This window comes from Methylotenera sp. 1P/1 (assembly GCF_000384355.1).
Lineage (GTDB): Bacteria > Pseudomonadota > Gammaproteobacteria > Burkholderiales > Methylophilaceae > Methylophilus.
The window spans coordinates 1,239,113-1,251,581 of the sequence record NZ_ARWC01000001.1; the positions used below are offsets into that span (position 1 = coordinate 1,239,113).

The following is a 12,469-nucleotide window of genomic DNA, read 5'->3' on the forward strand; positions in this document are numbered from 1 at the left end:
CTCCAGAAAAACATATATGATGTGGGAAATTGTAAAGTATGGTGGTTAGACAGGCGTATGGATATTTTATTGATTAATATGGGAATTTAGAATATGTCTTATTGGAGTGGTGAGAAACTGCATGAAAATATAAAGACATACGACCTTATTAAGCCATTTAATTCCGAGTCTATCGACTGTGCGTCCTATACTTTGCATGTAGGTGATGAGGCATTTGTAAGTAAGGATTTAATAAATAATGAAAATTCGATTGCGATTAAACAAAATCTTGCAGCTAACTCATCAGAAAATCAACTTAACATTAGACCCGGCCAGTTCGCATTCTTATTGACCTTTGAAACTGTGACAATGCCAGATGATGCAATTGGATTCATTTCTATTAAATCTAAATATAAATTTAAAGGTCTGGTAAATGTTTCAGGGTTTCATGTAGACCCTGGATATTCAGGAAAACTAATATTCGGCGTTTACAATGCTGGCCCAATGCCAATAATTCTTGAAAGATTGGAACCAGTCTTTTTAATATTTTATGCGGATTTGGATCGCACTTCAAATAAAACATATACATCTAAGTCAAAAACTCGTAAAGAAATTGGGAGCGATTTGATACAAAATATGGCAGGCCAAGTATTTTCACCGCTGATGTTGCAAAGAAAGATGGAAAGGTTAGAAGATGCACAAGTAGAACTTGATAAAAATCAATCTACATTAGTAGCTAAAACTAAAATTTTAAGTGGGATTTTTTGGTTTGGATTAAGTATTCTATTAGCAGCTGCTGCGTTTAATTCTATTCAGGCTATATTAGGTGGCTGGATAATTAAGGCTATTGAAGCCAATGTTGCCTATAGAAAAGATACATCCTTTCCAAATGTACTAACTATTCCAATACCTTCAACTACACCTCTTACATATCCTACATCTGCTTTACCTGCTACCTCGACAACTCCAGATGTCCAAGACACCCTCACATTACCTAAAAATTCAAACTCGAAGGCTCTACCTTAACCTAGTAAATAATTATTAATTAGGAAAAAACTCTAAAGTACGATTATTTAAATCACCTTTAATAATCCCATTTTGACTAACTTTAAGTTGTCGCCATACTTTAAACCCCATCAGAATCGCGTCCTCCCACTCCTTCATAGAACATCTATTAACTTCTAAATGGGCGGTTAGATCTTTTATCGTTCTCAAAATGCCATACTCTATAGTTTCTATACCTTCAAAGTAATTATTATTTTTTGCTTCGATAAAAATAATCGCAGCAATTGCTTCATCTATCACTTTCGCTCGTCCACCATCTTCATTTTCATCCAACAATTTATTTGATCTGCGTTTGCAATTAAATAACTTACGCATAACAGGTGACCATCCAAGAAATGTCATAAATGACAGGTGAAATACATCGTGTAATCTGTAGCCATCATCTATATATGCATTATCAGTTAGCTCGCTTCCAACTTGCTGTACTCCATTAAACAGCTGGACATGCGGCACATTATTTATATCCTTTGAGGTAATTACTTTTAGTTCAAATACTCTGGGGAATTGTTCATTAGCATCTAAATCTGAATCAAAAAGTTTCTTACCAGACATAGTACTAGATTGACTATGCCACCTATCACTAATTTTTCTTAAGTTACTCGATGCAATTTCTTCGAGTGATAAATTCTGTTTTGTAGCTATTGCAGAAACATACCAAAGAATATCCCCTAATTCTTCTGATATTTTTTCTTTAAAAATCTGGAAAGCCTCACCATCACGAATAAATTTTTTGAACTGTGTTGATAGTGATCCAACTTCTCCTGCAAGTCCTAATATGGGAAGCAAAATTGATTCAATGTCTTCCTTCCCATTTAAGGGCATCTGCTCTGTTTTGTTGGCGTGTTTCTGATAATCGTCTAATTGCATTCTCACCTCTACAATACCGCAATAGTTTCCACAAGTCTAACTTGAAAAATTAGTGTTGAGGTTCCACTTAGGCGGATAAAAAAATTGAATTGGATCACACTTTTCTTTGAATTTTTGCTTAATACGCATCCTTCCTGAAATCCCTGCTATCTCAGGATGCATAACTCGAGAATACTTGTCGACTTCACAGAATAAATTTTGTATATCTATCAACTGCAGTTTACGGCCCCATAGATTCTGAAATTCTAGACCAAGCCTATCAAATTCATAATCCTGCCTGTCTGCCATAAATCTAATAATATCCGTTTCTGATAGTCCACCCAATGATTTAAAACATTTCCTTATACCATCTTTAGCACCTGGACCCGGAACAGTAAAGTCCATCTCGCTAAAATTTGTAATTTCGGTGTAGTTGATATCTGTGATTAATTGATAAGCTAGAAAATCCCCAATGAGAGGATAGCTTTTTAATAACTCAAAACCTTCTAGCATTGACTTGCAATTTTGCAGCCTCTCAGGCAAAGATTCCTTCATCATTTTTTCTATTAGTTTTAAATGAGATTGATGCTTTTTTTCTACATTAAACAATTTATGGCCAGAAGCCATTATGTATGCTGCAGAATAGATCGCTGCCCCTGAGCTCATTGCTGCCGTTAACTGTTTTTCGTAATTTTCATATTGATATGAATGCCAGTTTATATTTCCAAGTTGCGATTTCAGCAACTCCCAAGTGTCGATTTTATTGAACAGCTTAAAAAGAATTGTTCTGAAAAATATCTCATTGATATCTTTTTCACCATTGTAGATTACTTGCTTGATGAGATACTGGCTTACTCTATCGGAAGCTCGGTAAGCATTAGTAAATTTGTACTCACCTATTATTGGATCATTTGTCCAAGGTAAAGGATTGTTATTCATCCTCGCAAAAAAAACCTTTTGCCGCTCTACAGCAAATTTCCAATAAGTATCAAACGCTAAAGACGGGATGGCAGAATCAAGTTTTTTGTAAACGGAGAAGCCAGTGGAATTTTTTTTTGTCATCTAACTTAATTTACGCTATTAATTTAAGATTACCACTAAACACAAAGGATATTATTGTCTTGAGAAATTGATTTTTGTTGCAATGAATTTTAATTTTAAAAATCAATATCGAATAAATATAGCATAAAATTATCCACTATAACGCCACATGAATTTAAGGATGTATTTCATATGACCCATTCCAAAAGTATGGCCAGCCCAGAAAAATACACTCCTGATCAGCTTGCAGCTCATAGGCTGCTAACAGAGTTGCGCACTCGAATTGCCGTTCAACCATTACCTTATCAATACGGCATTGAAGCTAGGGCTTTGGAAAGCCTTTATGAACTTTTCAAGATTGCTAGACAGGCAATAAAGGATTACCCAGGTTGTCAAAATTTCGCGCAGATTACAACTAACATACTAAATGTTGATATTAGGCCAATGACTGCCAAATGGCATCGAGCGTATAAAGCAGGAGTTTTAGATTCTAGAGATGGCGCGAACGAATTTAGATCTGAACTCGCAAAATTACAAATTAAGCTCGAAGATTTTTCTTTAGCCTTACAGATGATGGCATATCAGACACAAATTAAGGATGAATTGACCCCACCAGTAATTTCAAAAGATGAGATTGAAAGCATATTTCATCCAATTAAATATGGCATAGACATCTCTACCGATGATGTCATAGCGAATGCAAAAGAAATCAATAAGTTTGAATTCGACGATATTGTCGCTCGACGCGCAAATTATAATATTAAAAAAGAGGAAGATAAGGATGCTGTTGGTTTGGCTCTTTCCGGAGGGGGCATTAGATCAGCAACCTTTTGTCTAGGTGTTGTTCAAGTTTTAGCTGAACGTCGCCTAATGAAAGATTTCGATTATTTATCGACAGTTTCGGGTGGTGGATATATTGGCAGTTTTCTTAGCGCATTGGTAAGCGGTAAAAATGATTTCGAAAAAACCGCAAAACCGTATGGTCCTGATACTGACGATGTTCGGCATGTTCGTCAAAATGCAAAATATTTAAGCTCAGTCGACCTAAAACAGCGCTGGTCGATGGCGATTGGTTTGATCATAGGACTTTTACTAAATTGGACCGGACCACTAAGCGTTATATCTTTAGTTGCTTATGCCGTTAATCAATTATCTAATAGTCCTGAAAAATTACTATTTTTTTCTGCTTTTAGTGCTGCACTTATAAGTATTTCAATATTGATATACGGAATGGTACTTAATAATGACAAAGCAGTTAAAATCGGGCGTAAGGTTATTTTTTTTCAGCTAATAACTACCTTAGTTATTTTTACTTTTTATCTGGTTGAAAAGGGCTACTCATTATTTTTTCAAAGTTTCCATTGGCCTTATCTTTTATATATGTTAGTCATGGTCATTGGCATTCCAGCCATCGTTCGATTTCTACCTTTGTTTGGAACTCCCTCAAATAAAAAAATAATTCTTAATGGGATTGTGTGGTTAGCTGGCGCAATAGTTCCATTACTAATAGTCACAATTTATTATTACTTACGTTTACTTGGTTCATTGCAGCAGGATAATTCCTTATCTTTTTGGTCGCCTTTGAGTCATTGGAGTGGAAATACAATACTTTTAATAATTGGTGCCGTATTCGCGCTAGTTACTTTTTTTCTTAATGTTAACTTAACGGGACTGAATAAATTGTATCGCGATCAATTATCAAGAACTTTTATTCAAGATTTAGAGATTCCCCTGAGCAAACTAAATTCTAAACAATGGGCGCCTTACCACTTGATTAATGCCACAATAAATCTACCATCAAGCATAAATAGAAAGCTAAGGGATCGTAGAGGGGACTTCTTTATATTTTCAAAGTATTGGTCAGGCTCAGCAGCCACTGGATATCATAAAACAGAGAGTTGGCTCCCTAAAGTTGATCTTGGAACCGCTATGGCAATATCTGGAGCCGCTGCGTCACCACAGATGGGAACAAAATCTAAACCAACACTTGCCGCACTTTTAACACTTCTGAATGTAAGATTAGGTTATTGGATTTTGAAGTATGAATTTAAAAAGCCGTATTTTAAATCCCCGGGATTTTTATGTTTGCTTCGCGAAATGACTGGATTTTGTATGAGCGAAAACAGTAAATGGTTAAATTTGTCTGATGGTGGCCATATAGAAAATATGGGTATATATGAGCTTCTTAGAAGAAGATGTAAATTTATTGTTTGCGTAGATGGAGAATCAGATCCTCAATCAACTTTTGAAGGTAAATTAACACTTGTGCGACATGCTCAAATCGATTTTGGGATTCGACTAGAGCCAAAATTTGATGATATCAGATTAAATCCTGAATCAAAATTTAGTAGAAGTCACTCACATCTTCTTAGAATTCATTATCCTTCTAAAGGTACTGATCAACCAGCTGAAATAGGCTTGATGCTTTATCTTAAACTATCTTTAACAGGAGATGAAACAGAATTATTAAAACGCTACCGAATGATAAATCCTGATTTTCCACATCAGTCTACAATAGACCAGTTTTATGACGAGGAACAATTTGAAGTTTATCGACAACTAGGAGTACATGTAGCAGAGGGCGTATTTTCACCAGCACTGTTGACAAAAAATTCAAATCCTAAAGATATTGAGGAATGGTTTAGACAACTTGCAAGTAATATGCTTGAACCAACCAAAAGTTAATCAATTGTCACTTTGTCAGTTTCAGCAGAGTATCTTGCACCGGCAATTTTAAAATCATAAGGATTACTGTATAAGTAGTTCTGTCTGAAATTGTCCTCAAGAAATAAAATCAGTTCTTGAGCATTTTCTAGTTTAAATACTCTATGTTTACGGCCATTTTTATATCCCATTTTTACTAGTATTTCATCAGGGATATGAGCTGCATGAGATCCTAAATAATAAAAATTATCTGAAAGCAATACTGCATTTGATTTTGTATCATTGCGGACGTTATGCTGATTAGGTGTGCCGTCTGGGTGGCTATGATGGGAGTCTATCTGTTGCCACACCCCCTGAGATTCGTGGTAAATATTATCCCCAACAATTATTTTCCTACTCCCATTCCGTATAGGTTTTTTATCATTAAAAATTGGGTTATTCCAATATTCATTGAATGTAATTTTTTGAGAAATTTTCATTGCGAATATACATTTACCAGTAGCATTTAATCTGGTGCCACCCATACCAATCACCCAATCATTAACGTTAGCAACTCTTCTAATATCCGGTTTACAAGTTGCAAGAGTGCAATAACCGTGAAATGGATTAGGCGCAAAACCAAAATCGCGAGCTACTACATAAATATACACCTTCGGCATATTTAGCACTCAGAGTTTGCAGGCGCATGAACTGGAGAACGAAGTGTCCCATCTGGATTTTCAAAACTGTTTTCACCATCAAGTGCTTTAATAATGCCCGCCGCGTTCCAAGCACGAATGTTTGATGCATAATTTTCTAAACTAGTAGGAATCTCATAATTTGTTCCACCTTGTTCGTATACACCAATGATTCTCTTACCTTGCGCATTTGCTTGATCAATTTCCCAATTTACCCAAGGTCTTGAATGTGTTTTTTCTCCTATTAATACAACTACTGTTGATGCCCAGGAAATTTTCATTCGGAGTATTCGTTGAATTACCGAATCCTTAACAAGGCCTTTATCTAAGCGCTCTTGGTTTGCTGGCTTGGCTCTAATTGAGCTATTGCGAACATCAATGCCCTTTCCACCAAGTAAACTTGTGAATTTATCAACTAACGAATCATCTTTATGATGATGACTAATAAAAATATGCCGGCGTTCAAGTGTTGTCATTTCATTATCACTCCCAATCTATATCATTAAATCACTCATTTAGTTAGCGTGTATGATAAGTAAAGTTGCACTTATGCCTTAAAATTTTAATCTTGTTTCCAGACAATTTTAGAATTTGAAGTTGAGACCCAAGTATCATAAGAAACATAGTTGTTATTGTCCAACCTTGTCCAAAGAAGTTCTTTATTGGTGTTACTAGATTGTTTGACTATATAAGGATATAGACCAAGATATTCTTGGCCTGAGTATGAATTACTTGAAGACTCTTTAAGAACCGGGACGATTGCAACTTTTTCCTTCTTTCCATCAAAATAACCGCATTCCCATGGCATCCATTTTGAATTTTCAGAATTTGTGGTTGTAACATAAAACAACGATTTGCAAAAATTCATTCTCTGCCTAAGTATCTCAGCAGTTTTAGAACTAACCTTAGTTCTATCTAAAAATGGATCCTCAATCCAGTCGACGTAAATGGTATAACCCAGATCTTCAAGTACCCCTTTCATCCCTAAAATGAGTTCTGCATCATGAAAACTATGTGAAAGGAAAATGTCATATGTTGTTAGTTTTAAAGATGCATTTTCTTCCATGATTATTTCTGCTGCTTTTTTAGTAACACTTGACTTCGCTATTTCAACTTTAGCCCTTTGTCGAATAGTCCCTTCAGTAAATAAAGCCATACCCCCCCCTGTTTTTAATTATAAAGTCATAATAATTATAAATATCATATATAAAAAGAAACATTTGAGTTTAGATATAAAATACTATTTGAAACACCTAACAATGTGTCATGTGTTCTATATCTCAAATCGCACTCCCAAACGACTAATACTTTCCAATTATTATTGGCAAGATAAGTCATGATTTTATAATCACGTTTCACGTTACTTATAAATTTATTTTGCCAAGCTTCTAAATTACTTTTTGGAGTATAAGCGATCATCCAGCCTGAGTGTCGATGCCAAAAACAACCATGAACAAAGATAATAGTTCTGTGTTTTGGTAACACTATATTCTAGGCAGGCTGTGATCATGCAACTTATAACGAAACCCCATACAATTTAGGTAATGCTGGACAAGCATTTCTGGCTTGGTGTTTAAAGCTTTCATCCCAGACATCATCCGAGATCGAACTTTCATATCGACTGTATCAGTCACACCTGGTATCCTAGTATTATTAAGATTAAATATATCACTTATGCGTCAAAAAAAGCCCATTATCGTAGTCGACCTATTTGCAGGCCCAGGAGGACTTAGTGAGGGGTTCTCATCATTAAAAAACAGTAATGCATTCAAAATTCTTGTTTCAGCTGAAATGGAAACATCAGCGCATGCAACCCTTACGCTTAGAGCCTTTTACCGCATATTAAAAAAAAAGGGCAGTAGCGCACTTGATAGTTATTATAGTTTTTGTAACGGCAAGACCAATCTTCCATACAATGACGAAAATCTTGATGAATGGAATGAAGCTAAAAGTGAAGCTCGCCAGATTAAACTAGGCAGTGAGGAAGGGAATCAAGAGCTTAATTTAATACTTGATTCAGCGAATATTCGAGATGGAGTGACCTGCTCCCCGCTTGCCATACCAATCTAAATTGAAATAAAGTCCACTTTCAGGAGTGGCGTAATGAAGAAGAGCAGATATAAAGAAGAACAAATCATTGGTTTTTTGAAGGAAGCAGAAGCAGGATTTCCAATTGCCGACTTATGTCGGCGAGAAGGCATCAGTGTTGGTACTTTTTATAGTTGGCGCGCCAAATTTGGTGGTATGGACAGCACCGAAGCACAACGTCTTCGTGCATTAGAACGCGAGAACGCGGATCTTAAGAAACTGCTGGCAGAAGCGCATTTGGATATCTCCGCACTTAAAGTGGCTTTTGGGGTAAAGCGCTAACCCCACAAGCAAAACGAGTAGGCATACAACGTATCCTTGATGCTGGCATGTTGTCAGAGCGTAGAGCTTGTAGCTTGGTGGGGTTATCTAGATCATCATGGCGCAACCCGCCGCAGGATGAAGAAGCAACAGTATTACTTCGGCAGCGTATTAAGCAACTCGCTCATGAACGTAAGCGATTTGGCTATCGACGTATCCACGATATGCTCAAGTTTGAAGGATACGCGGTGAATCACAAACGCGTTTATCGTCTTTACACTGAGCAAAAGCTCACGGTAAAGCGACGTAAGAAAGCCAAGCGACCCATCACAGAACGTGCAGAGTTGCTAATACCTGATGAGCCTAATCAAGTGTGGAGTATCGACTTTGTGATGGACAGCTTAGCTAATGGACGCAAGCTCAAGTGTTTAACAATCGCAGATGACAAGACCCATGAATGTATCGATATTGCAGTGGATCATGGCATCAGTGGTTTGTATGTCACCAGAGTCTTAGAGCAAGCGGCAATATTTAGAGGCTTTCCACAGGCGATTAGAACCGACGGTGGTCCCGAGTTTACCAGTCGTGTATTTATGGGCTGGATGCACACCAACGGTATAGAGCATTTACTGATTCAACCTGGTAAGCCAACCCAGAATGCGTATATTGAGTCATTCAATGGTAAATTTAGAGATGAATGCTTAAATGAACAATGGTTTGAAACATTGGCGCAAGCTAGGAAGGTAATATCAGCCTGGCGCAGAGATTATAACGAAGTAAGACCGCATAGTAGCTGTGGGCGCATTCCACCAGCTATTTATGCACAAAAACTTAGACAAGCAACATGATTTTTAAACGGACTTTTTTTCAGAATCGGTTGGTAGTGTTACAGGGGGCAGGTCAGTTGGTGCAAATGTTGTTTTAGAAGAGCTGTCGGCCAATCTAAATATTGTTTATTACATAAACCAATCTGCATTGGAAGCAATAACAATTATAAGAAAGGAAGAAAAATATATGAATCGATACCAAATCAAATTTTAGAAGAATGGAATCAACGTCGAAATTTAAGAAATTTCTTGGAGAATGATCTTACATCAAATGTAAATTTATATACTCACAATGAAGAACTAAAAATATTTATTGATGCAACAATAAATAATGACTGGAAATTAGTTACAAATTACTGGGAATTGTTCTTTGAAAAAGATTTACCAAACATCAATAAAATTCTTAGTAAAAAAGCTAGTAATTGTAAATCTTGGGATGATTTTGTTAGTTCAGTTAGAAAAGATCTACAAGAAAACGTTGAAAATTGTAACCATCCATTTTGGTTTATAAACGAACTATTGGTTGCTGAAAATTGGTTTGGTTATGAAATTGAAAAGAATAAAAACTTAAGAAAAATGGAAGTAATTGAATTTTTAAATGCAGGTTTAAGTGTTAAACAAATAATGCAAAAAACCAGCTTTAAAAAATCACGAATTTATGAAATTAAAATTTTAAAAAATGAATAATATTTTGAATTAATAATTAATTTATGAAATTATTGAATTTGACGCAGAGAATCTTACATTGGGGGCATTATTGGGGGCACCTTAAAATTTCACAATCATTAAGTTTAGCTATAAATAGAATACAACAAAGTGTTTGGTTTCCTCTTTCCCACCAATAAAAAAGCGGTTTCCAGAAATGGGAACCGCTTTTTTCATATGTGTTTTCTTAGCTAGTCGCTGCTATATAAGCAATAAAAAAGACCATGACAACTTACGCGATTATCATGGTCAGAATACTGCGAGATCAACAAGCAAGTTGGGAGTCTACCCCTCTAATATTTATTGTTAACTCTTTATATTAAAGGTCCTAGTGATAGCTCTCCCTGATATTTGAAATGCAACTAGTATGCCAAATTTTAAAAACAATATTAACCTGTTGATTTTTAATAATATTTGTATGAAATTTAGTTTTTCACCAATTTTAGCTTTGGTTGATTGCAACCGATGTGGTGGATGTTGCTTCAACCAAATGCTGCATATTGCAATGGTTTCGGTTGTGCCAATATGCTTTTTTTCAAACGTTTGATCACGCTTTTTTGTTCTTCCAAATTAAGGTGTGCAAAGTAAATGCGCATACTGATTCGACCGGTTTGGTCATGTTGATACACCGTAGAGGTGTCTAGTGTTAATACGGCTTGCTGCATGCGTTCAACTAGCATGATCTCCGTAGCCTCTGTTTGCCATTGCACCCACACCGCAAATCCGGCACTCGGTATCTCGCATTTCACTGCATCTCCCAATGCTTGCTTGAGTAGCTGGCAAAAGTGATCGCGCCGCTCTAAATATATTTTTTGTGCACGTTTTAACTGCTTTTTAACCTCGCCAGATAGCAGCAGTTCTGTGAGCGCTAGTGTCTGCAACTGGTCATGGCTATCGTTTATCGTGTTCAATTTTTGCATAAATGTTTCATGTAGCTGTTGGGCTGAGATGATATACGAGGCTCTGTAGCTGGCGTTTAACATATGCGCCAAACTACCAAGGTAAATCACCCGCCCCGCTTGGTCTATGCTCGCGAGTGTTGGCAAGCTATGTTTAGCATACTGAAATGATGCGTGCGTATGATCTTCAATCACATAAAAATCATAGCGCTTGGCCAGTTTGAGTAGTTGCGCACGATTGTCCGTAGACATACGCCACGTGGTGGGCTGCTGACATTCCGGTGAGACATAGATAGCGCGCACCGGGTAATTGATGCATAGCTTTTCCAAATCGTCGATATCCACACCATGTTGATGATGTTTAACGGTTTGAATATGCGCATGATTTTTCTTAAATGCCGCAGCAGTCGCAGGGGCATGCAGTGCTTCTAGTACGACGTAATCACCTTTTGCAAACAGCGTGCTAGCTACAATCTGCAAACTGGTTTGTGCCGAAGGCGTGATTAGCAATTGTTCTGCTGCAACATCCATGCCCTGCTCAAAATTGAGCATATGGGCAATTGCTTGACACAATGGCGCTAGCCCATGCAGCTTGAGTGGGTGTTGCCGTTTGGTGGCAATCAACGCATGACGCGTAGCGCGCACTAAAGCCTGTAAGTTAAATAGGCGACTATCGCCATAGGGGTAGCTGAGATCAAATGTATCTTCACTCAGGTCATGATGCGCATACGCAGTCTGTTCCAAATGCAACGTAGTGGTATGTTGTTGGGGGAGCGCCTGCAATGAAGATAGAAAATTGGCTGATTCTACGGGTTGCTGTTGACGTACAAATGTGCCGCGCTTGTCTTCGCTATATAGCCAGCCTTGGGCGACCAACTCATCGTAAACTCTAATCACCGTTTTACGGTTAATGCCTAACTGTTGTGAAAGTTCCCGGCTGCCCGGTAATGGCGTGCCCACTGCAAATGCGCCAGTTTGAATGACATGGATGAGTTTATGCGTAAGCTGCTGATGAATCGATTGGCTCGATACTCTTGAAACAGTAAGATTCAATTCCCATGGCCTAAGCATACGTATTCCTTACAAAGCAATATCACTTAACCATGCTGACCCGCACGCACTGTCTAACTCACAATCTTGCAGATCAACATAATCGCTTTGTGGAAACCTAGGCTATGTCCACTGCACTATAGTATCAAAAATTTTCAAAAATTCACAAAATTGACTTGGACCCCTTTTTTATAACAAAACTGGATTAGTGTTTGTGTAAGGCAATTGTATTAAAGTTACAACTGCTTAACATATTGAAACAATCTACACGTAATGCGTTTGTTTTTTGTATGTTTGTTTCTTAAGCTGGGCTCCTAGTACCAGTATTATCTAAGCAAAGTGCTACGTTACATAACCTAATGTAATC

At 37.1% G+C, this 12,469-nt stretch carries 13 protein-coding genes; 5 read left to right on the plus strand and 8 right to left on the minus strand.

Annotation, left to right across the window (positions count from 1 at the left end; all coding sequences use genetic code 11):
• The first annotated feature begins 93 nt into the window (after positions 1-93).
• Entirely contained in the window at positions 94-1,005 is a 912-nt protein-coding gene (locus A3Q3_RS14145; RefSeq protein WP_020182640.1) for a hypothetical protein, read from the plus strand.
• 15 nt (positions 1,006-1,020) lie between these two features.
• Here A3Q3_RS14145 and A3Q3_RS0105850 read toward each other — a convergent pair whose 3' ends face one another.
• Both A3Q3_RS0105850 and A3Q3_RS0105855 read right to left on the minus strand, forming a co-directional pair.
• On the minus strand, positions 1,021-1,911 hold the full coding sequence (locus A3Q3_RS0105850) for a nucleoside triphosphate pyrophosphohydrolase family protein (RefSeq protein ID WP_020182641.1): 891 nt from the start codon (positions 1,909-1,911) through the stop codon (positions 1,021-1,023).
• 36 nt (positions 1,912-1,947) lie between these two features.
• The gene (locus A3Q3_RS0105855; RefSeq protein ID WP_020182642.1) at positions 1,948-2,952 is read right to left on the minus strand and encodes a nucleotide kinase domain-containing protein; all 1,005 of its coding nucleotides are present in this window, start codon (positions 2,950-2,952) and stop codon (positions 1,948-1,950) included.
• A 189-nt stretch (positions 2,953-3,141) separates the two neighbouring features.
• On the opposite strand from A3Q3_RS0105855, the gene A3Q3_RS0105860 reads away from it, so the two are divergent.
• The gene (locus A3Q3_RS0105860; protein WP_157355058.1) at positions 3,142-5,616 is read left to right on the plus strand and encodes a patatin-like phospholipase family protein; all 2,475 of its coding nucleotides are present in this window, start codon (positions 3,142-3,144) and stop codon (positions 5,614-5,616) included.
• Here the strand turns inward: A3Q3_RS0105860 and A3Q3_RS0105865 are convergent.
• The 5 genes from A3Q3_RS0105865 to A3Q3_RS14660 all read right to left on the minus strand — a co-directional run bounded on the left by A3Q3_RS0105865 (position 5,613) and on the right by A3Q3_RS14660 (position 7,906).
• On the minus strand, positions 5,613-6,254 hold the full coding sequence (locus A3Q3_RS0105865) for a hypothetical protein (RefSeq protein ID WP_020182644.1): 642 nt from the start codon (positions 6,252-6,254) through the stop codon (positions 5,613-5,615). The genes A3Q3_RS0105860 and A3Q3_RS0105865 overlap by 4 nt on opposite strands.
• 2 nt (positions 6,255-6,256) lie before the next feature.
• Positions 6,257-6,748: a TIR domain-containing protein gene (locus A3Q3_RS0105870; RefSeq protein ID WP_020182645.1), complete on the minus strand. Its 492-nt coding sequence runs from the start codon at positions 6,746-6,748 to the stop codon at positions 6,257-6,259.
• A gap of 86 nt (positions 6,749-6,834) precedes the next feature.
• Positions 6,835-7,428 carry a TIR domain-containing protein gene (locus A3Q3_RS13705; RefSeq protein WP_020182646.1) on the minus strand — a complete coding sequence of 198 codons (594 nt, stop codon included), beginning with the start codon at positions 7,426-7,428 and terminating at the stop codon, positions 6,835-6,837.
• Positions 7,429-7,472: 44 nt separating this feature from the next.
• Positions 7,473-7,757 (minus strand): hypothetical protein, encoded by a 285-nt coding sequence (locus tag A3Q3_RS14655; protein ID WP_198288906.1) that lies wholly within the window; start codon positions 7,755-7,757, stop codon positions 7,473-7,475.
• Positions 7,757-7,906 (minus strand): hypothetical protein, encoded by a 150-nt coding sequence (locus tag A3Q3_RS14660; RefSeq protein ID WP_198288907.1) that lies wholly within the window; start codon positions 7,904-7,906, stop codon positions 7,757-7,759. Before A3Q3_RS14660 ends, A3Q3_RS14655 begins: the two co-directional genes overlap by 1 nt.
• 40 nt (positions 7,907-7,946) lie before the next feature.
• Here A3Q3_RS14660 and A3Q3_RS0105880 point away from each other — a divergent pair, with 40 nt between their 5' ends.
• The 3 genes from A3Q3_RS0105880 to A3Q3_RS0105895 all read left to right on the plus strand — a co-directional run bounded on the left by A3Q3_RS0105880 (position 7,947) and on the right by A3Q3_RS0105895 (position 10,135).
• Positions 7,947-8,342, plus strand: a complete 396-nt coding sequence (locus A3Q3_RS0105880) for a DNA cytosine methyltransferase (protein ID WP_020182647.1) — start codon at positions 7,947-7,949, stop codon at positions 8,340-8,342.
• Positions 8,343-8,375: 33 nt separating this feature from the next.
• Positions 8,376-9,469, plus strand: a protein-coding gene (locus A3Q3_RS13710; RefSeq protein WP_088177900.1) for an IS3 family transposase whose coding sequence is annotated in 2 segments (ribosomal slippage) — positions 8,376-8,637 and positions 8,637-9,469 — 1,095 coding nt in all. Because the reading frame shifts where the segments join, the coding sequence is not laid out codon by codon here.
• Between the two features lie 228 nt (positions 9,470-9,697).
• Entirely contained in the window at positions 9,698-10,135 is a 438-nt protein-coding gene (locus A3Q3_RS0105895; protein ID WP_020182650.1) for a hypothetical protein, read from the plus strand.
• A gap of 500 nt (positions 10,136-10,635) precedes the next feature.
• Here A3Q3_RS0105895 and A3Q3_RS0105900 read toward each other — a convergent pair whose 3' ends face one another.
• Positions 10,636-12,123 (minus strand): PLP-dependent aminotransferase family protein, encoded by a 1,488-nt coding sequence (locus tag A3Q3_RS0105900; protein WP_020182651.1) that lies wholly within the window; start codon positions 12,121-12,123, stop codon positions 10,636-10,638.
• Positions 12,124-12,469 lie beyond the last annotated feature (346 nt).

Excerpts from the sequence above, each read along its gene's own strand:
- A3Q3_RS14145 (WP_020182640.1), top strand. The coding sequence starts at position 94 with ATGTCTTATTGGAGTGGTGAGAAACTGCATGAAAATATAAAGACATAC.
- A3Q3_RS0105850 (WP_020182641.1), bottom strand. The coding sequence starts at position 1,911 with ATGCAATTAGACGATTATCAGAAACACGCCAACAAAACAGAGCAGATG.
- A3Q3_RS0105855 (WP_020182642.1), bottom strand. The coding sequence starts at position 2,952 with ATGACAAAAAAAAATTCCACTGGCTTCTCCGTTTACAAAAAACTTGAT.
- A3Q3_RS0105860 (WP_157355058.1), top strand. The coding sequence starts at position 3,142 with ATGGCCAGCCCAGAAAAATACACTCCTGATCAGCTTGCAGCTCATAGG.
- A3Q3_RS0105865 (WP_020182644.1), bottom strand. The coding sequence starts at position 6,254 with ATGCCGAAGGTGTATATTTATGTAGTAGCTCGCGATTTTGGTTTTGCG.
- A3Q3_RS0105870 (WP_020182645.1), bottom strand. The coding sequence starts at position 6,748 with ATGACAACACTTGAACGCCGGCATATTTTTATTAGTCATCATCATAAA.
- A3Q3_RS13705 (WP_020182646.1), bottom strand. The coding sequence starts at position 7,428 with ATGGCTTTATTTACTGAAGGGACTATTCGACAAAGGGCTAAAGTTGAA.
- A3Q3_RS0105880 (WP_020182647.1), top strand. The coding sequence starts at position 7,947 with ATGCGTCAAAAAAAGCCCATTATCGTAGTCGACCTATTTGCAGGCCCA.
- A3Q3_RS0105900 (WP_020182651.1), bottom strand. The coding sequence starts at position 12,123 with ATGCTTAGGCCATGGGAATTGAATCTTACTGTTTCAAGAGTATCGAGC.